Origin of the sequence: Kitasatospora sp. NPDC048545, assembly GCF_040651155.1 — a bacterium.
GTDB lineage: Bacteria > Actinomycetota > Actinomycetes > Streptomycetales > Streptomycetaceae > Kitasatospora.
The window spans coordinates 1-17,947 of the sequence record NZ_JBEZIQ010000003.1 but is presented as its reverse complement, the minus strand read 5'-3'; the positions used below and the strand labels follow the sequence as shown (position 1 = coordinate 17,947).

At 71.9% G+C, this 17,947-nt stretch carries 9 protein-coding genes; 6 read left to right on the top strand and 3 right to left on the bottom strand.

The window, feature by feature from the left end:
- Nucleotides 1-8: 8 nt before the first annotated feature.
- Nucleotides 9-1,343, top strand: a complete 1,335-nt coding sequence (locus AB0D10_RS03795; protein ID WP_360250736.1) for a DNA cytosine methyltransferase — start codon at nucleotides 9-11, stop codon at nucleotides 1,341-1,343.
- Here the strand turns inward: AB0D10_RS03795 and AB0D10_RS03790 are convergent.
- Genes AB0D10_RS03790 through AB0D10_RS03780 form a run of 3 tightly spaced genes read right to left on the bottom strand, consistent with a single transcriptional unit; the run spans nucleotide 1,268 to nucleotide 5,318 of the window.
- The gene (locus AB0D10_RS03790) at nucleotides 1,268-2,173 is read right to left on the bottom strand and encodes a DUF6339 family protein (RefSeq protein WP_360250733.1); all 906 of its coding nucleotides are present in this window, start codon (nucleotides 2,171-2,173) and stop codon (nucleotides 1,268-1,270) included. The two genes, AB0D10_RS03795 and AB0D10_RS03790, sit on opposite strands and share 76 nt — an antisense overlap.
- Nucleotides 2,170-3,174, bottom strand: a complete 1,005-nt coding sequence (locus AB0D10_RS03785; protein ID WP_360250730.1) for a hypothetical protein — start codon at nucleotides 3,172-3,174, stop codon at nucleotides 2,170-2,172. The genes AB0D10_RS03790 and AB0D10_RS03785 overlap by 4 nt, the downstream gene beginning before the upstream one ends.
- Nucleotides 3,171-5,318 carry a helix-turn-helix transcriptional regulator gene (locus tag AB0D10_RS03780; protein WP_360250727.1) on the bottom strand — a complete coding sequence of 716 codons (2,148 nt, stop codon included), beginning with the start codon at nucleotides 5,316-5,318 and terminating at the stop codon, nucleotides 3,171-3,173. The genes AB0D10_RS03785 and AB0D10_RS03780 overlap by 4 nt, the downstream gene beginning before the upstream one ends.
- A 497-nt stretch (nucleotides 5,319-5,815) precedes the next feature.
- Here AB0D10_RS03780 and AB0D10_RS03775 point away from each other — a divergent pair, with 497 nt between their 5' ends.
- From AB0D10_RS03775 to AB0D10_RS03755, 5 genes are read left to right on the top strand one after another with little or no spacing between them, the layout of a single operon-like run.
- Nucleotides 5,816-6,025, top strand: a complete 210-nt coding sequence (locus AB0D10_RS03775) for a hypothetical protein (protein ID WP_360250724.1) — start codon at nucleotides 5,816-5,818, stop codon at nucleotides 6,023-6,025.
- Between the two features lie 59 nt (nucleotides 6,026-6,084).
- The gene (locus tag AB0D10_RS03770) at nucleotides 6,085-10,851 is read left to right on the top strand and encodes a DEAD/DEAH box helicase family protein (protein WP_360250721.1); all 4,767 of its coding nucleotides are present in this window, start codon (nucleotides 6,085-6,087) and stop codon (nucleotides 10,849-10,851) included.
- Entirely contained in the window at nucleotides 10,848-12,764 is a 1,917-nt protein-coding gene (locus tag AB0D10_RS03765; protein WP_360250718.1) for a UvrD-helicase domain-containing protein, read from the top strand. Before AB0D10_RS03770 ends, AB0D10_RS03765 begins: the two co-directional genes overlap by 4 nt.
- On the top strand, nucleotides 12,761-16,030 hold the full coding sequence (locus tag AB0D10_RS03760) for a helicase-related protein (RefSeq protein ID WP_360250715.1): 3,270 nt from the start codon (nucleotides 12,761-12,763) through the stop codon (nucleotides 16,028-16,030). The genes AB0D10_RS03765 and AB0D10_RS03760 overlap by 4 nt, the downstream gene beginning before the upstream one ends.
- A complete protein-coding gene (locus AB0D10_RS03755; protein ID WP_360250712.1) occupies nucleotides 16,027-17,895 on the top strand; it encodes a DUF1998 domain-containing protein in 1,869 nt (622 codons plus the stop codon). Before AB0D10_RS03760 ends, AB0D10_RS03755 begins: the two co-directional genes overlap by 4 nt.
- Nucleotides 17,896-17,947: the final 52 nt, after the last annotated feature.

The following is a 17,947-nucleotide window of genomic DNA, read 5'->3' as shown; positions in this document are numbered from 1 at the left end:
CTGGCCACATGACCAGCTCGGACGCAGCCGTCTCCTTCCCCGTGAAGCCACACATTCTGGACCTCTTTGCCGGTCCGGGCGGTCTCGACGTGGCCGCGGAGATGCTCGACGTGAGGTCGCTCGGCATCGAGTGGGACAAGGACGCCTGTGAGACCCGCTACGCGGCCGGGCTCAGGACGTGGCACGCGGACGTCAGCGAGGTCCGACGGACGCGGTTCGAGAAGCTCCCTTCGGACCTGAACGTCCTGGCGGGCGGTCCGCCCTGCCAGACCTACTCGGTGGCCGGAAACGGTGCGGGCCGCAAGGCCCTGGAGAAAGTCAAGGAACTCATCCACGCGTTGGTGGACGGTGCGGGCGAGCAGGAGGTCGACGACCGACTGGAGGAGATCGGCGGAGACTCCCGGACCGCGCTGGTCCTCGAACCGCTCCGGTACGCGATCAAGGCCCTCGGCTGCCCCAACCGGGACGGGCGCCCGTTCGACGTGATCGTCCTGGAGCAGGTCCCTGCGGTCAAGGCGCTCTGGGACGTCTACAAGAAGGCTCTGGAGAAGGGCCTGCCCCGGGAGGACGGGACGAGGGTCCGGTACGAGGTCGCCGAGGTCAAGACCCTGCACACCGAGGCCTACGGTGTGCCGCAGACCCGCCGCCGCACGATTCTGATCGCGCGGCTCGCCGGGCACGGCGAACCTCCGCTCCCCGCCCCGACCCACCACGTCTTCAACCCGCGCAAGCCGGAGCAGGGCGGCCCCGACGACGCCCAGACCGCGCTGCCGGTGGACGGGACCCCGGCGCCGCTCCGTCCGTGGGTCGCGATGGGGGAGGTGCTCGCGAGCCGGAAGGGCCCCTTCGAGATCGTGTCGAACTACGGCAGCGGCGGCGATCCGAAGAACCGCGGCGTCCGGACGTTCAGGCAGCCGTCGTTCACCGTCACCGGCAAGGTCTCGCGCAACGCCGTCCGACGGCACCCGAACGGCGAACCCCTCCACCCGGACCGCCTGACCATCGCCGAGGCCGGCAACCTCCAGACCTTCCCGCCCGACTACCCCTGGGACGGCGGCGACCAGTCCCAGCAGGTGGGAAATGCCGTGCCCCCGCTGTTCGGCATGCACGTGCTGGCGGCGGCACTGGGCATGCCCCTCCCCCCGGAGGAGAAGCTCCGGGAGGGCTGGGGCCGACTCGACAGGAACGATTCGAGGTACGTGGAACTCCGCACCGAGGGCTGTGAGGCTCCGGCGGGTTGCGGCCCCGACTGCCCGAAGCCCGAGGGTCAGACCTCCTCCTCGACCTCCTCCACGTCCTCCCGGCCCCGGACCGGCGCGTCCGCGAAGAGGTCCGCGAAGTAGTCCACCAGGACGCTTACTGACAGCTCCGGCGCGGGTTCCTCGTCGGGGCCGGTGGGCAGCACGTTCCGTGACACCTGGCGGGCGGTCTCGGCCTCCTCGATCCAGTCGAGCAGCGGACGGGGGTCGCGCTCGGGGTGGTCGGGGGCGATCACGTCGTACATCAGCGTCGCGGCGGAGGCGTTGACGGCACCGGCCAGGGCGTTGACCTCGCGGCCCGTGGTGACCGCGCCCTTCGCGATCAACCGGACGACCGCCTGCGCGGTGGGCCGGTGATTGATCACGGACATGCGCAACGGGCTGTTGAGGACGTCCTGGATTCCGCAGGCCGTGACCACGGGGCCGTAGTCCGCGCCGTCGCGGAAGAGCTCCGCCACCCACCAGAGCCGGGCGAAGGCCTGCTTGTGGTACTGCCCGCGGAAGCGCTCGGCCGCCACCTTGGCGGGCTTGCCGTCCTTGGGTTCCCCGAGGTGTCGCCAGACCACGTAGTCCGGGGCGACCCCGAGCGCGAGGTAGTTCCAGAAGCCGGGGTCGGCCGCCTCCCTGCGGGTGAGCCGCAGGGAGGCGTGCAGCCGCGGGGCGAGCCAGGCGTCGGCCTGGGTGGCCTTGAACCCGTTGTGCCGGCAGTAGGACATGGCGTCCTCGGCCAGGTCGCGGACGGGCAGCAGCTCACCACGCCGGTCGCCGTGCGGAAGCGGTTCGGTGACCTGGTTGAGCTTGATGCTCGGCACGTCCTCGCGACCGGCGAGCAGTCCCTCGGTGACGAATTCCGCCGCCTCGGCGTTCGGCAGCAGGGCGAGGCGCTCGGGGAGGTGGCTCGGCCGGTCGGTCATGCGTCGTCCCCCTGCGTGAGGCGTTCCAGGTCGCGGATGGTGGTGGAGAGCGTCCGGGGGACGCCGGCACGCCGGGAGGCGGCGAAGTGGATCCGGGATTGGAGTTCCCCCCACCCGGTGGCGGAGGATCCGGTGCGCGCCGCATGGACCTCCCGCAGCGCCTGCTCCGGCGCACGGTCGGGGTACATGTCGGGGAGCATCTCCCGGAGCACCTCGCCCTGCCAGCCGTGCGGGAACACCGGGGTGCCGTCGTCCTCGACCTCCAGGTCGCCGACGGCGGAGTGGAACACGGCCGTCCAGACCTCGGAGCACATCTGGGCGAGGAGGAGTTCCCGGACGGTCTTCTCCGGCCCGGTGCCACCGTCGGCTCCCATCAGGTCGCCGAGTCCCTCGAAGTCGGTGTTGACACGCACGGCCGGGAAACGACCGGTGGTGTCGACCAGCCAGGGGGACTCCTTGAAGCGCTGGAGCCGACTGGCTCCGGAACCGAACCTGACCATCTTGACGTCGAGTTCGCGGGCGAGCGAGGGCACCGCCTCGATCACGTCGACGAACCACTCCGCGTCCGAGGTGGCGATCACCCGACCGGGCACTCCGTCGACGGTGGCCACGACGTGCACCGTGAGCGAGGCCCGGTCGAGGAGGTCGCCGCGGTACACGTACAACTCGGCGGTCCGCTCACGGCCGTCCTCGGAGACTGCGGAGAACTCCACGGCCGTACGGGTGTTGGTTGCCCGCTCGGTCAGGACGGCGACGATCTTGACGTGTTGCCAGGGGCCCGACGGGTCGAGCGCCTTGGCCGGGAGACCGGCGGAGAGGCGGAGCCGGGCCAGGGTCCAGTCCGGTCGGTCCTCGTCGGGACCGAGGGCGACGACGCGTTCGACGGTGGAGAGGTACTTGCTCTCCAGGTTCTCCCAAGGCTCGCCCTCGGCCTTGAGTTGGGCGCTGTCGACGCGCCAGGACACGTTGCCGGTGAGCCGCCGGTAGGGGTAGACCTTCACGCCTGCTCCCCCTTTCCGCTGCGGAGTTCGACGACGAGTCCGGTCAGTTGGGCCCGGACCGGGTGGCGGGAGACGTCGGTGACGCCCCGGAAGACAGCCTTGCGACTCCCCGGCGACAGCTGCAGGGCCCCGTCGACGACCTCGCAGCCGCTGACGGCGACCAGGTCCTTCCAGGGGGCGGCCGGGCGGGGCCCGGAGCGCACGTCGAACTTGGCGACCGGCGTGACGGGGCGGTCGGTGTCCACCCCGGGCGAGACCCGCAGGTCGACGGTGACGGACCAGGCTCCCGTCTCGTCGATCAGCGCGTCCACGTTGTCCAGTTCGGGCAGGGCCGCGGCCGCCGCCGGCCTCGGCTTCTTCGGGGCGCCGCCGCCCACCTTGAGCCGGCCGGCGATCTTGGCCTCTCCCCCGTTGCGACGCTTGGCCTTCGGTACCGCCACGAGGTCGCGCACGGCCGTGTTCGCCGCGGTGGTCAGGCCGGCGATGCGTCGGTGGGCGGAAGGCGAGTAGGAGAGGCGCAACTCCTCGGTCTGACCCCATTTGTTGTGCTCCGGGGGCTCCGAGGCGCGGAGGAACTCCTCGGCGGCCTCGGCGCCGGGGGCGTCGGGGCCCGCCGCGCGGCCGGTGAGGAGGATGGCCTGGAAGGGGTTGGTGCCGACCGGGATGTTGGTGACGGCGCCGTCCTTGACGGTCATGCGGTTGCCCCGCATGGAAACCAGCCGGTTGGGGCGACCGTCGGCGTCCTCGGCATCGGTGACCAGGACCACCGCCTCGTGCGGCACGCCGCCGCGCGCCTGACCGCCGTGGAGGGGCACGTTGAGCCGGACGCCGGCTCGGGCGACCTGGCCGGGGCCGGTGAGCCGGTCGACGGTGGTCCCCTCCAGGAAGGCCCGCAGGGCACGGGTCCGGGAGGGCTGGGCGACGGCCGGATCCACGTGCTCCTCGGGGATCAGCACCTCGCCGTTGCGGTACGTGCGGACGGACGCCTCCAGGTGCGGCTTGTGGTCCCCGCCGCCGGTCATCGCAGCCCAGAAGTTGAGGCCGAGCGCATCGACGAGCCGGGCGTGCATGCGGTGGACGGAGTCGTCGTCCTCGGTGTTCTCCTCCTCGCCGGCGGCGCCGTTGACGGACACCAGGCTGGCCACGTCATGGGCGCCGACGATGAGGAATGAGGTGCCGGGGGCCGCGCTCTCACGGGTGAGGTGGAGCTTCTCGACGGTCTCCTCGTCGGCCCACCAGGACCGGACCACGTCCGCGGCCTCGGTGGTCGGGTCGGGACGCCCGAACCAGGCCGGACCCGCACACGCGCGACCGTCGACCTCGCGCCAGGGCAGGTCCAGCCGGCCGACGAGGCGTCGCTCCGTGCGGCCCTCGTGGGGTTCCGACAGGGTGGAGTTGATCAGCACCAGGCCGAGCCGGCTGGTGGCCCAGAGCGTGGCCTTGCCCAGGCCGTAGGAGCCTCCCGCGCCCAGGTCCCTCTTGTGACTGTCGAGTTGTCGACGGACGACGGCGGCGAAGAGCCCGTCCTCGTAGTCGCCGCCGGTCAGGCCGGTGGCGTTGTAGTCGTCGACACGGAGGAGCACCAGGCGGTCGTGCTGGTACATGTCGCGCAGCCCGGCCGCGATCGTGCGCGACACCTTGCTCTGCTTGCCGCCGTCAGCCGTCAGCGCCTCGTAGTGCGGGCGCAGTTTCTCCCACTCGATGGCCTCGCGGAACCGGGCGAGGGCCTCGCCGGTGAGTTCGTGCAGGGTGTAGCGGACCCGGACGGGCTCGACGGGGTCGAGGCGCGCGTCCAGGCTGTTCTGGGTGGCCTCGCGGGCGAGCACCGAGACGTCGGCTTCGAAGGCGAACGCGGCGGCGTTGCCGTACTCACGCCCGCCGTCGGCGTGGGCCGGCCGGTGGTACCAACCGACGGGCAGCCCGAGTTGGGCGTCGGCGCTGCGGGTGTGGATGGTCTCCAGGTCGGTCTTGAGCACCTCGGCGATCAGCCGGATGGTGTCGTCCCGGGGCACGGAACGGCCCACGATCCAGGCCGACACCGCGGCCCGGGTCACGCCGAGGTCCTCCGCCAGGTCCGTCTGACTCTTCCCTGCGTTCCTGAGCTGGCGCGCCAGCCAGGGGCCGAAGTCCTCAGCCGCCTTCACGTCCCACCTGCTTCCGCATGGCTTGTTTCACGAGGTGGGAGCCAGGCTACCGCATCACTGTTGACAGCGTCACCCACTTGTCAATCAACCTTTGACGAGTACCGCACCTGACGGGAACGAATGCCGAACGCGATCGAAAATTACGACCCGGAAATCCTTTCCATTTGCCCGAATTCCCCGGACAAGGGTGGATCGATCCCCTTTCGAATGGGGACCCACGGCCCCTGGACAGGCCCCTTGCGTGCCGATGGCTTCCGTGGCAGAGTTGTCGCCACTTCCGCAGCGGACACTGCGGAAGCAGCCCCGGAACGGGCTTGGTTTGTCTGTTTTCCTGGGGGGAATTCATCACGGCCGCCTCCGGAATCGCTTTGTGGATTCCGCGGATTCTCGCGCGCCCCGTTCCCTCCTGCACCACCTCGCACCACTTCGTCGCGTAGTCCACGAAAGCGAAAGCGCAGGTACCTCCGGTGTCGCCGCAGAACTCCCCGCTCCACCGCATGCGTTCCATCGTCTCCACGTACGACCGGCTCACCCACGAGGCCCCGCAGGACCTGGGCGCCTACCTCTACCTGTACGGCATCGACCACGACATGGTCGCCACGTACCGGAACGCCATTCGCGACGCCGACGCCCGGGCCCGCCGCCCGCGTCGCACCCCGGGCCGGTGCCAGCGCATCGTCAGGTTCACCGTGCGCCGCGCCAGCTGACGACACGTCCGACTCCCAGCGCAGCCCACCGCCCCTCCGCAGCCGAAGTGGAACCCCTCGTGGCCGACCCGCAGTCCCCCGTGATCCGCACCGTCGTCGAGCAGTCCCTCCGCGTCCTGGAGACCTACGCGATCGACCCGGGTCTGATCCCCGAACACGCCAACGGCGAACGCCGCATCACCCAGGGCGGGTACGGCGACCGGCAGCTCTTCGAGCTCGCCCAGAACGCGGCCGACGAGCTGTTCGCCGAGCCCGGCGGTCGGATCCACGTCGTCCTCACCGGCACCCACCTGTACTGCGCCAACCAGGGCGACCCGGTGACACCCCAGGGCGCCGAGACCATCCTGCGCATGAGCATGTCCCGCAAGCGCGGCGGGCAGATCGGCCGGTTCGGCGTGGGGGTGAAGTCGGTCTTGGTGGTGACCGACGCGCCCGAATTCTTCAGCCTCGACGGCAGCTTCGGCTTCGACCGGGCCTGGTCGTACGAGCGGATCCGGAACGTTCCCGGGGTGCGCGAGCGGCTCGGCGAGGACTTCGAGGCGCCCGTGCTCCGCATGGCCCGCGAGCTGGACATGGCGGCCGAACGCCTTCGGGACCCGGTACTGGACGAACTGCTGGAATGGGCGACCACAGTGGTCCGTCTGAAGCTCCTGCCCGGCGCAGCCGAACGGCTGTCCAAGGACATGCACGGCCACCAGGGCACGGCCGCGCACGACACCCGCGAGGAGTTCCCCTCCGGCTTCCACCTGTTCTCCCCGCACGTGGGCCAAGTGGTCCTGGAGGACCGCCGGCCCCGTCCGGTCGCGCGCCGGGCCCTGCGGTCGGAGCGGAACGGCAACCTGCACACGATCCAGGAGGAGCGGGTCGGCAGGCCGCCGGCCACCTCGCAGTGGCGGGTCTTCACCCACGTCCACGAACCGACCGAGGCCGCCCGTCGCGACGCCGGCGAGCTGCACGACCGGCTGTCCGTCGACGTGGCCTGGGCGGTCCCGGCCTACCGCGTCGACGAGCGGACCGGCCTGCTCGGCGCCCCCGACGCGCGGGGGCGCGGCAGGTTCTGGTCCTTCTTCCCGACCAAGTACGAGATGACCCTCAGCGGCATCCTGAACGGGGCCTGGAAGACCAACGAGGACCGGCAGAACCTGCTGGACTCCTCGCCGTTCAACGTCGAGATGATCCGGGTCGCGGCCCGCCTGGTGGTCGAGTCGCTGCCCGAACTCGCCCCTGCGGAGGACCCCGGCGCGTACCTCCCGCTGCTGCCCGGCCGTTCCAAGGGCGTGGAGACGATCAGTTGGGCCGACCGCCTGCTCACCGAGCAGATCTGGGCCGCCACCGCGGTGCGTCCGTCGCTGCCGGACCAGGACGGCGTCCTGCGCACCCCCGACGAGCTGGAGGTCCACCCGGACCTGGGGAAGGACGGCGCCGCGGTCAACCGCTGGCTGCGGACCTGGCACGCCTACCCGGGCCGGCCCCGCACCTGGGTGCACCCCTCGGTCGAGGCCACCGACCTGCGGGCGGGCAAGGTCCAGCACGTCCTCGGCGCCGCCGGCCGGCAGCGGGCCTCGGTCGTCGCGTGGCTGGAGGCGCTGGTCTCCGACGGTTCCGCCGGGGCGTCGGCGACCGCCGTTCGGATCGTCGCCGACATGATCGCTTCGAATGCCGCCTGCGCCGTCGAGGCCCGCAGGGCAAGGATCGTGCTCACCGAGGAGCACGGCCTGGTCGCTCCGCTGGGTAGCGTGGTGTACCGGCGCACCGAGGAGGACGGCCTGCGGGAGTCGCTGGTCTACGTCGACCGCGCCCTGTCCGACGACCCGTCGCTCTCCTCCGCCCTCACCGCACTCGGCATCCAGGAGGCCGACGTGCGAGGGCGCTTCGTGAGCGTCCTCGACCAGGGTTTCGACTCCTACGACACACAGGAATGGACCCGCTTCTGGGAGCTGTTCCACCGGGCGGGCGCGTCGGTGGTCGGCCACGAGGTGACCAAGCGGGTCCCCGCGCCGGCGGAGACCCTGATGGTGCGGACCGCGGACGGCCGCTTCCGCCTCATGCGCGACTGCATGGTTCCCGGCCCCGTCGTCACCGCCGAGAGCGACCCCGAGATCGCGGTGGACATGCGTTTCCACTCCGACGACGCGGGCTTCTTCCGCGAGTGGGGCCTGCGGGACCGGCCGACCTCCGGTCACGGTCCCGAGCCGGACCCCTGGTTCGACGAGTACCGGGAGGCCGTGCACAAGGCGTACTGCCGCACGCTCGACGACCGGGCGAGCCGGCCGACCCTGGCCAGGACCAGGATCGACGGCTCCCCCGTCGGTGGACCGCTGCACCTGCTTCCCCGGCTCTCGGAGGAGGCCCGCGCGGCCTTCCTCCAGGCTCTGCCCGATGACGCGCTGCTCACGAACTGGACCCTTCAGATCGGAGCACAGACCGACACGCGCAGGCCGGTGTCCTCCCCGATCCGCTGGATGCTCAACCGCCACGGTCGGGTGCGGACCTCACAGGGGCTCAAGCCCCTCAAGGAGGCCGTGGGACCGCAGCTGGAGGCGTACCGCGACGTGCTCCCGGTGGCCGCGATCAGCACCGAGAAGGCCCGCAAGCTCGGGCTCGCGGACAGTGTCGACAAGGTCCGCCCGCAGCAGTGGGAGCAGCTCCTGGAGAAGCTGCAGGACAGCGAGGACGACGCCTTCGTCGGCTCCACCTACGTCCTGCTGACCCGACTGGAGATCGACTTCCCCGAGGGGTCTCTGACCCGGTGTCGGGTCGGCGAGGCCTGGGACACCCGGGAGGACGGTGAGATCGCCGTCGCCGCGGATCCGGAGGAGTACCGCTCGCTCCAGGCCGAGCGGGTGCCGGCCCTGCTGATGCCGGACCTGGGGTCGGCCGACCTCATGGTCGAGCGGTGGGGCATGCTGCGCCACGACGACGTCATCACCCGGGAGACCCGGCACGAGTCGAACGTGGAGCCCGTTCCGCTGGTCGAGGAGTTCCCGACGCTGCGCCAGAAGATGGGCACCGCGGTCGGCACGTACTCCCTGCTGCGCTGCTCCACCCTGGAGGAGGTCCTCCGCACCCCGAGCGGGACCAAGCCGAAGGCGCTGGAGAGCGCCCGCCAGGGCAATGTGATCAAGGTCTTGGACTCGCTGGACCGGCTCGGGACGCTCCGGGCCGTGGACCGGGAACTGGGTCTGCGAATGGGAGAAGCGGGCTGCCGGGCGGTCCTGGACGCCCAAGCACGTCAGGAACAGGACGAGCAGCTGCGGTCCAAGCTCAAGGCAATCCGCGAGGCCCCCGACGTGACGGCCAAGTTGGAGCTGCTGATCGGCGCGGAAGCGCTGCGCGACCGGCTCCCCGCCGGCCTGATGGAGGCCGAACGCCAGGAGCCTGACGGACAGGAGCCCACCGGGCGGCGAATCGCGCAGATGGCGTACAACGCGCACGGCGACACCGTGCTCAAGACCCACGCCCGTGACATCCAGGAGCGCATCCCGAGCGCCCCGTCCTCCTACACCGGAGGATCCGCGGCGGTCTCCTTCGTCGCCGACCTGGGCCTGCCCGCACCCTTCGCCGGCTACCGGGCCCCCGCGCTCGAACAGAGCCTGACCGTGGACGGCCCCCAGGACTTCCCCCGCCTGCACGACTACCAGGAGCGGCTCGCCCTCAACATCTACGAGATGCTGGACCGGTTCACCCCGCAGCGCGCCATGCTGTCCCTGCCCACCGGCGCCGGCAAGACCCGGGTCACCGCCGAGGCCGTCATCCGCTGGGTCAAGCAGACCGGTGCGCTCAAGGGCCCGATCCTGTGGATCGCCCAGACCGAGGAACTGTGCGAACAAGCCGTTCAGAGCTGGCAGTTCGTCTGGAGCCGGGCGGGCGCGCAGGACCGGCTGACGATCAACCGGCTGTGGACGTCGAACGAGGCGGCACCGGTGACGGACGGGCCGCAGCTCGTCGTGGCCACCGACGCCAAGCTGCGCGTGTGTCTGGACACCGACCGGTACGCCTGGCTGCGGGACGCCGCGCTGGTCGTGGTGGACGAGGCGCACGTGGCGACCGGCCCGAGCTACACCGGGATCCTGGACCTGCTCGGCCTGACCCAGCACCGGACCGGGCGCCACCTGCTCGGCCTCACCGCCACGCCGTTCCGCGGCCACAACGAGGAGGAGACCCGCCGCCTGGTCAACCGGTTCGGCGCCCGTCGCCTGGACGAGGGGGTCTTCCCCTCCGGCGACGCCTACGGCCACCTCCAGGAACTGGGTGTGCTCGCGCGGGTCGAGCACAAGGAGCTGACCGGCGGCACCATCGAGCTGTCCCGCCAGGAGCGGGAGAACGCCCGGCAGTTCAGTCTGCTGTCCAAGGCCGCCGAACAGCGGCTGGCCGACGACCACGACCGAAGCCGCCGCATCGTCGCGGAGATCGCGGCGACGGACGAGAACTGGCCGGTGCTGGTGTTCGCCACCTCGGTGGAGCACGCCAAGTACCTGGCGGCGCGACTGATGGACCACGGGATCTCCGCGTCCTCGGTGGATTCCACCACCTCCGACAACGACCGCCGCGCCCGGGTCCGGGACTTCCGCGACGGCCGGGTGCGGGTGCTCACCAACTACGGTGTCCTCACCCAGGGCTTCGACGCCCCGGCCACCCGGGCGGTGGTCGTCGCCCGACCCGTCTACAGCCCGAACGTGTACCAGCAGATGATCGGACGCGGTCTGCGCGGCCCCCGCAACGGCGGCAAGGACACCTGCCTCATCCTCAACGTCCGGGACAACATCCTGAACTTCGACACCGCCCTCGCCTTCACCCGGTTCGAGCACCTCTGGAGCGCCCGGTGACCCCCGCCCCCGAGGACGGCCCCGTCCTCACGACCGAACAGCAGGACGTGGTGGACCGGCCGTGGGACACCCGTCTCCTGGTCGCCGCCGGGGCGGGTACGGGCAAGACCCACACGCTCGTGCGCCGCATGGACGCGCTCGTCGGCCACGCCGACCCGGACGAGGCGCTGGAAGCCTCCGAGCTGCTGGTCCTCAGTTTCTCCCGCGCCGCGGTCCGCGAGTTGCGGGACCGGATCGCCCGACACGGTGAGCACGCGCGGCGGGTGCGGGTGCAGACCTTCGACTCCTGGGCGTACTCGCTGCTGCGGCAGGCGTACCCGGACGGGGAGTGGTCGGAGCTCTCCTTCGAAGCGCGCATCCGGGCAGCCACCGACGCGATCGAGAAGGGCGCGTTGGAGTCCCTGGAGTCCGGCCCGCCCACGCACGTGATCGTCGACGAGGTGCAGGACCTGGTGGGCGCGCGCCGGGAACTGGTGGAGTCGTTGCTCGACCGCCTCCAGGACTCCTGCGGGTTCACCCTGGTCGGCGACCCCGCCCAGGCGATCTACGACTTCCAGATCGAGGACCCGGAGGAGTACGCGAACCGTGCCGACCTGTTCCTGCGCTGGGTGCGGATCTCCTACGCCGACGACCTGGTGGAACTGCGGCTGACCCGGAACTTCCGGGCCGTCACCCCCGAGGCGCGCACCGCGCTCCCGCTCGGCCCCGCCGTCCAGGGCATCGGCAGCGCGCCCGAGGGCGCGGACGCGGCAGCCGAACGGCTCCACGGGGAACTGCGCGAACTGCTGCTCGACGTCCCCGACCTGGGCCCGCTCACCGACTCGTTCACCCTGGACTCGCTGCGCTCCTTCCCCGGCACCTGCGCGATCCTGTGCCGGGACAACCGCCAGGCCTTGGTCCTCTCGGAGCTGCTGCACACCCGAGGGGTCCCGCACGCGCTGCGCCGCTCGCTCCGGGACCGGCCCGTGCCGTACTGGGTCGCCGAGGTGCTGCGACGCACCCGGGCCACCACGCTCACCGAGGAACGGCTGCGCGAGCTGCTCACCGCGGTCCCGCTGCCCGAGGGCACCGACCTCGACCGGGTGACGCGCTCCCTGCGGGTGGCGGCGCGCGGCGCCGGTCGGGGCACCCTCGACGTGGCGCGGCTGCGCGCGCTGGTGGCGGAGCGTCGGTTCCCCGACGAACTGGCCGATCCGGAACCGGGCCGGCTCGTGGTGTCCACGGTGCACCGCTCCAAGGGCCTGGAGTTCGACCGGGTGGTACTGACGGCCCCGCCGACCGTGGCCGAGCTGCGCCGTCGTACCGGGGACCTCGACGCCCCCGCCGAGGCTCGCGCGCTCTACGTGGCGATGACCCGGGCCCGGGAGGACCTGTACCGGATCGCGGCGCCGGACACGGTGACGGTGCTCCGGCACAAGCCGACCGGCCGCTGGTACCGGGGGGTGCCGAACCCGAGCCACAGGTGGCGACGCGACGGCGTCGAGGTGCGGGCCGGCGACGTGGAGACCGTGGAGCCCGCCGGCGCCCCCACGGACGCCCCCGGGGCCCAGGCGTACCTGCTGGAACGGGTGCGGCCGGGGGACGCGGTCACGTTCCGGCTGCGCGACGCCCTCCCCACGGGCCCCGAGCAGAGCCCCCGGTACGCGCTGCTGCACGCGGGACGGGAGATCGGCGACGCCTCCGAGGCCTTTCGGAGCCAGCTGCACTCCGTCCTGAAGGTGGGCGCGACCTGGGAGGTCCGGTGGCCCGAGGAGATCGCCGACCTGCGGGTCGACTGCCTGGAGTCGGTGGCGGGCAGCCCGGCGGCCGGGACCAACGCGGGTCTGGGCGACCACGGGGTGTGGATCGCCCCACGCATCAGCGGAATCGGACGGTTCCGGCGCGCCGCCGGAACCGAGGAGGAGCAGGAATGACCATCCACGCAGGGCGGCACGCCGGGCACTACGAGGTTCGTGAGGACCTGGTGGCCAGGCTCCGCCGGGAGCTGCTGGGCCCCGACCTCGACGCCTCCGCCGAGGACCGCGCCGAGGTCCTGAACCAGGACGCCCCGATCACCCGGTACCCGGTCGGGGTGCTCTACCCCCGCCCGGCGGACCCCGAGGCCGGCCGTCGTCTCCTGGAGGACGCCGCCGAGCAGGACGGCCTGGACGAGGAGCCCGTGAGCAGGAGCGGCGGTCCCGACGAGTCCGGGGGAACGACGGACCGCCCCGACTCGGGCGACCGGCGCCCGTCGAGCGTCGGTCTGACCTTCGCGGTCGACCTCGCCGTGTGCCAGGAGATCGTGGTCTCGGCCCGCGCCGCCGTCTACGAGCCGGAGGACGCCGAGGGGCGCAAGGTCTCGGCCCGCCGCAGCGAGGCTCGCACCACCTCCGACCAGCGGGAGCGCTGGCGTCGGGTGGAGCTGGACCTGCCGGACACCCGCGTCGACGTCCGCCGGCCCGGCCGCGGCGCCTCGCACGACCTCGACGACACGGCCCGGCTGGAGGTGCACGTGCGCCGACCGTCGCCGACGACCGGCACGGTCACCGTCACGGTCACCCTGGTCAACCGCCGCACGGTGGGCGAGCGGGAACTGCAGGACGCCTTCGCCCTCTTCCAGACCGGGCTCACGGTCCGCGCCGGCAACGGGTCGAGCGCGTTCGTGGAACGCCCGACCACCCTGTCCGCCGTCGATCCCGAGCTGGAGACCGGCCGACTGCTCCACCGGCACGCCCCCACCTTCGCCACCGGTCACGGCTGCGCGGCCGTTTGGGACTGGACCCCGCCCCCGATCGGCCTCACCGACGTCGTACGGGCGGGCGTGACCGAGGTGCGCACCGAGTTCGTGCCGACCCACGAGGTGCTGCTCACCGACTCCAACCCGACGATCGACGCCGGGGCCCTCACCATGCTCGGCCTCGCCGAGGCCGGTGACGCCGAGGTGGTCGCCGCCTTGGAAGGGCTGGCCACGGGCTACGAACGGTGGATCGAGCGGAAGCGGGACGAGGTCGCCGCACTCGCAGGCACCTCGTACGAGCGGGCCGCGGTCGAGCAGGTCCACGCATGCTGCGAGGCCCTGGAACGGATCCGCGGCGGCATCGCGCTACTGCGCGACAAGCCCGACCTGATGTGGGCGTTCCGACTCGCCAACCGGGCGATGGCGACCCAGCGGGCCCGGGCCGCCTGGGTCAAGAGCGGTCGGACCGGCGAGCCGGACCCGGCCTCGGCGCGCTGGCGCCCGTTCCAGATCGCCTTCATCCTGCTCTGTCTGGCCGGGGTGGACGACCCGGAGCACCCCGACCGAGGCGTGTCCGACCTGCTGTGGTTCCCCACCGGTGGCGGCAAGACCGAGGCGTACCTGGGTCTGATCGCGCTGACCACCTTCCTGCGCCGCAAGCGGCTCGGGCCGGCCGGCGGCGGAGTCACCGTCCTGATGCGGTACACACTACGTCTCCTGACCCTGCAGCAGTTCGAGCGTGCCGCGATCCTGATCTGCGCCATGGAGCGGCTGCGCCGGGAGAACCCCGGGGAACTCGGCGACGAGGAGATCTCCATCGGCATGTGGGTGGGCCGTTCCGCCACGCCGAACACGTTGGAGGTGGCCTCCCGGCAGCTCGACGCCGCCCGGGCCGGCCGGGTGCTCCAGACGGAGAACCCCGTCCAACTGCACGCCTGCCCTTGGTGTGGCACCGCCCTCGACGCCCACCGCTACTCGGTGGACCCGGAGGCCGAGCGGATGGACGTGCGCTGTCCCGGGACGGACTGCGACTTCTCGGACGGGCTGCCCGTGCACCTGGTCGACCAGGCCGTGTACGCGGCCCGGCCCACCCTGGTGATCGCCACCGTCGACAAGTTCGCCTCGATGCCGTGGCGCGAGAGGACCGCCGCCCTCTTCAATCGGGACCGTCAGGACTCCACCCCGCCGCCCGAGTTGATCGTCCAGGACGAACTGCACCTGATCTCCGGGCCACTGGGAACTCTGACCGGCCTGTACGAGACGGCCGTCGACGTGCTCGCCGACCGCCCCAAGGTGATCGCGTCCACCGCGACCATCCGCCGCGCCGCCGACCAGGGCAGGGCCCTGTTCTCCCGCGAGGTCCGGCAGTTCCCGCCCGCCGGCCTGGACGCCCGCGACTCCTGGTTCGCCGTGGAGACACCGGCCGTCGAGAAGGCGTCCCGCCGCTACGTGGGCCTGCTCGCTCCGGGCACCAGCCAGTCGACCCTGCTGATCCGCACCTACGCCACGTTGCTCCACCAGGCGATGCGGGCCGACACCGTGGACGAGGTGCGCGACGCGTACTGGACGCTGGTCGGCTACTTCAACAGCCTGCGCCTGCTGTCCGCCGCCGAACTCCAGGTCCACGACGACGTCGTGGCCTACCTGGAGCACCTCGCCGATCGCGACGGGTGCGACCCCCGCTCGGTCGGCAACCACTCCGAGCTGACCAGCCGGGTCGACGCCAGCGACATCCCGGCCCGACTGAAGCAGATCGAGCGCAGACTGACGGACGGTGACCCGGCGGACGTGGTCGACGTGCTTCTCGCCACGAACATGATCGCCGTCGGCGTTGACGTGGACCGACTCGGCCTGATGGCCGTCATGGGCCAGCCGCAGACCACCGCCGAATACATCCAGGCCACCAGCCGGGTGGGCCGCGCCCACCCCGGCCTGGTCGCCGTGATGCTCAACGCCGGTCGCTCCCGGGACCGTTCGCACTACGAGAACTTCCAGCACTTCCACTCCGCGCTCTACCGGGAGGTCGAGTCCACCTCGGTGACGCCCTTCTCGGCCCGCGCCCGCGCCCGCGGTCTGCACGCGGTGATCGTCGCCCTGGCCCGCATCGCCATCCCGGCGGCCCGCCGGGACGAGGACGCGGGGAGGATCCACCTCTTCCACGACGAACTCCGGGAGACGATCCGCCCGCTGATCCTCGAACGAGTAGGGAGTGTCTCGCCGAAGGAGACGGCCGCCAAGGAGGTCGCCCACGTCGCAGCGGCCTTCGACGAGTTCGTCGACTGGTGGTACCAGGAGGCCGAAGCGCACGGCGGTCTGTACTACGAACCGAAGCGCGGGCGCTCCGTCCCCTCGCTGCTCAAGCCCTACAACGACGCCCTGGAGGACGTCGAGGCGTGGGAGACCCTGTGGTCCCTGCGCGACGTCGACGCCGAGTCCGCCCTGTTCATGGAGGCATCCCGATGACCCCGCCCCCGTCCCGTCGCCGGCGCGGCGCCGCCGGCTCCGCCGCGCCCTCCCGCACCCTCCCCCGTCGCGGTGCGGTCCGTCGCGCCCAGGCCATCACCACCTATGGCGTGGGGTCGCTGATCGCCGTCGACCAGGAGTCCTTCATCGTCGCGGGCATCGACGGCGCCGCCGAGCAGTGGCCCCGCGACGAAGCACCGGTGATCCGCGAGCCCCGCCTCGCCCGGGTGCTGGGCGTGCGGCACTTCCGTCTCCCGCCCGCCTCCGGCGACGACAGCCGGGACGGCATCCGGGTGCGCCGCTTCCCGCTCTGGCACCACTGCCCGGAATGCCACGCGCTGGACCACGTCGCGAAGTTCAACCCTCCCCCCGGCCGCAACGAGTGCGGCGAGTGCGCCGAGCCGCTGGTGCCCTCCCGCTTCGTGGTCGCCTGCGAGGACGGACACGTCTCCGACTTCCCGTACCGGGACTGGCTGCACCGACGGCGGCGTGGCGAGGGCCCGGCCGTCACCTGCGACGGCCGGATGAGCCTCCACTCCTCAGGCCGCACCTCCTCCCTCCGCTCGGTGGTGCTCTCCTGTTCCTGCGGGGTGCCGGAGGTATCCATGGAGGGCTCCTTCCGGGCCGGCGCCCTCAAGGACCTGAACATCGGGTGCAGGGGCGAGCGTCCGTGGCTGAAGGACGCGCCCCGGCTCTCCTGCTCCCTGACGCCCCGGACCCTCCAGCGGGGTTCGTCCTCCGTCTGGCAGCCGGTGCTCCGCTCGGCCCTGTCCATCCCGCCGTGGAGCGACACCCGGGTGAACGCCCTGGACAAGCACTGGGACAAGCTCCGCGGCTGCACCAGCCTCGTCGAGATGGAGATCCACCTGAAGCACATCTTCGACGGGACTCCGTCCCCCGTGAGTGCCCGGGAAGCGTTGGACCTGGTCGCCGCGATGGAGGCCGAGGACTCTTCCGGAGAGGACGCCGCCCCCGACCGCGACCAGGAGCAGCGCTACCGGGCCCTGCGCGACCTGGAGTACCAGCGCCTGTGCGCCGGCAACCCGGAGGAGTCCGGGCAGCACACCGAGCAGTTCGTCTGCGAGCCGCCGACCGGCGACGAGAAGCCCCTGATCGGGTTGGGCCTGGTCACCCCGATGCTGGTCAAGAAGCTCCGCGAGGTCCGCGCCCTCAAGGCCTTCACCCGGGTCATCGACCCCGAGACCTCCTCCGAGGGCCACGAGGCGCAGCTGTCCCTCGCCCCCACCGACTGGCTCCCCGCCATGGAGGTCCACGGCGAGGGGGTGTTCCTCCGGTTCGACGAGGACAAGGTCGACGGCTGGGCCGAACTGCCCGGCGTCGCCGACCGCGTGGCCCGCATGCGGCGCCGCCACCAGCAGGTCCTCACCGAGCGGGCCTCCGACCCGACCCGTGTCCCGCTCTCCCCCGCCGACCCGCGGATGGCGCTGCTGCACACCTTCGCGCACGTGATGATCAACGAGTGGAGTCTGGACTCGGGCTACCCGGCGGCATCGCTGCGCGAACGGATCTACTCGGGCGACGAGATGGCCGGTGTGCTGATCTACACGGCCACGAGCGACTCGGCCGGGAGCCTCGGGGGACTCGTCGCCCAGGGCGAGGTCGACCGGCTCGCCCGGGCCGTGCACTCGGCCGTGCACCGCGCCGAGTGGTGCTCCGCCGACCCGCTCTGCATCGAGACCGAGATCTCGGGCACGGGCGGCACCAACCTGGCCGCCTGCCACGCCTGCGTGATGCTGCCGGAGACCAGTTGCGAGCACAACAACGGCCTGCTCGACCGGGCCCTGCTCGTCGGCACCCCGGATGACCCGTCGATCGGCTTCCTCTCGCACCTGCTCGCCCACTGAGCACCGGGCCGTGAGGTCGGGGCGGGGCGACACCGGATGTCGCCCCGCCCCG

Bases quoted from the DNA above. Each gene is read 5' to 3' on its own strand.
- AB0D10_RS03795 (WP_360250736.1), top strand. From the start codon at position 9: ATGACCAGCTCGGACGCAGCCGTCTCCTTCCCCGTGAAGCCACACATT.
- AB0D10_RS03790 (WP_360250733.1), bottom strand. From the start codon at position 2,173: ATGACCGACCGGCCGAGCCACCTCCCCGAGCGCCTCGCCCTGCTGCCG.
- AB0D10_RS03775 (WP_360250724.1), top strand. From the start codon at position 5,816: ATGCGTTCCATCGTCTCCACGTACGACCGGCTCACCCACGAGGCCCCG.
- AB0D10_RS03760 (WP_360250715.1), top strand. From the start codon at position 12,761: ATGACCATCCACGCAGGGCGGCACGCCGGGCACTACGAGGTTCGTGAG.
- AB0D10_RS03755 (WP_360250712.1), top strand. From the start codon at position 16,027: ATGACCCCGCCCCCGTCCCGTCGCCGGCGCGGCGCCGCCGGCTCCGCC.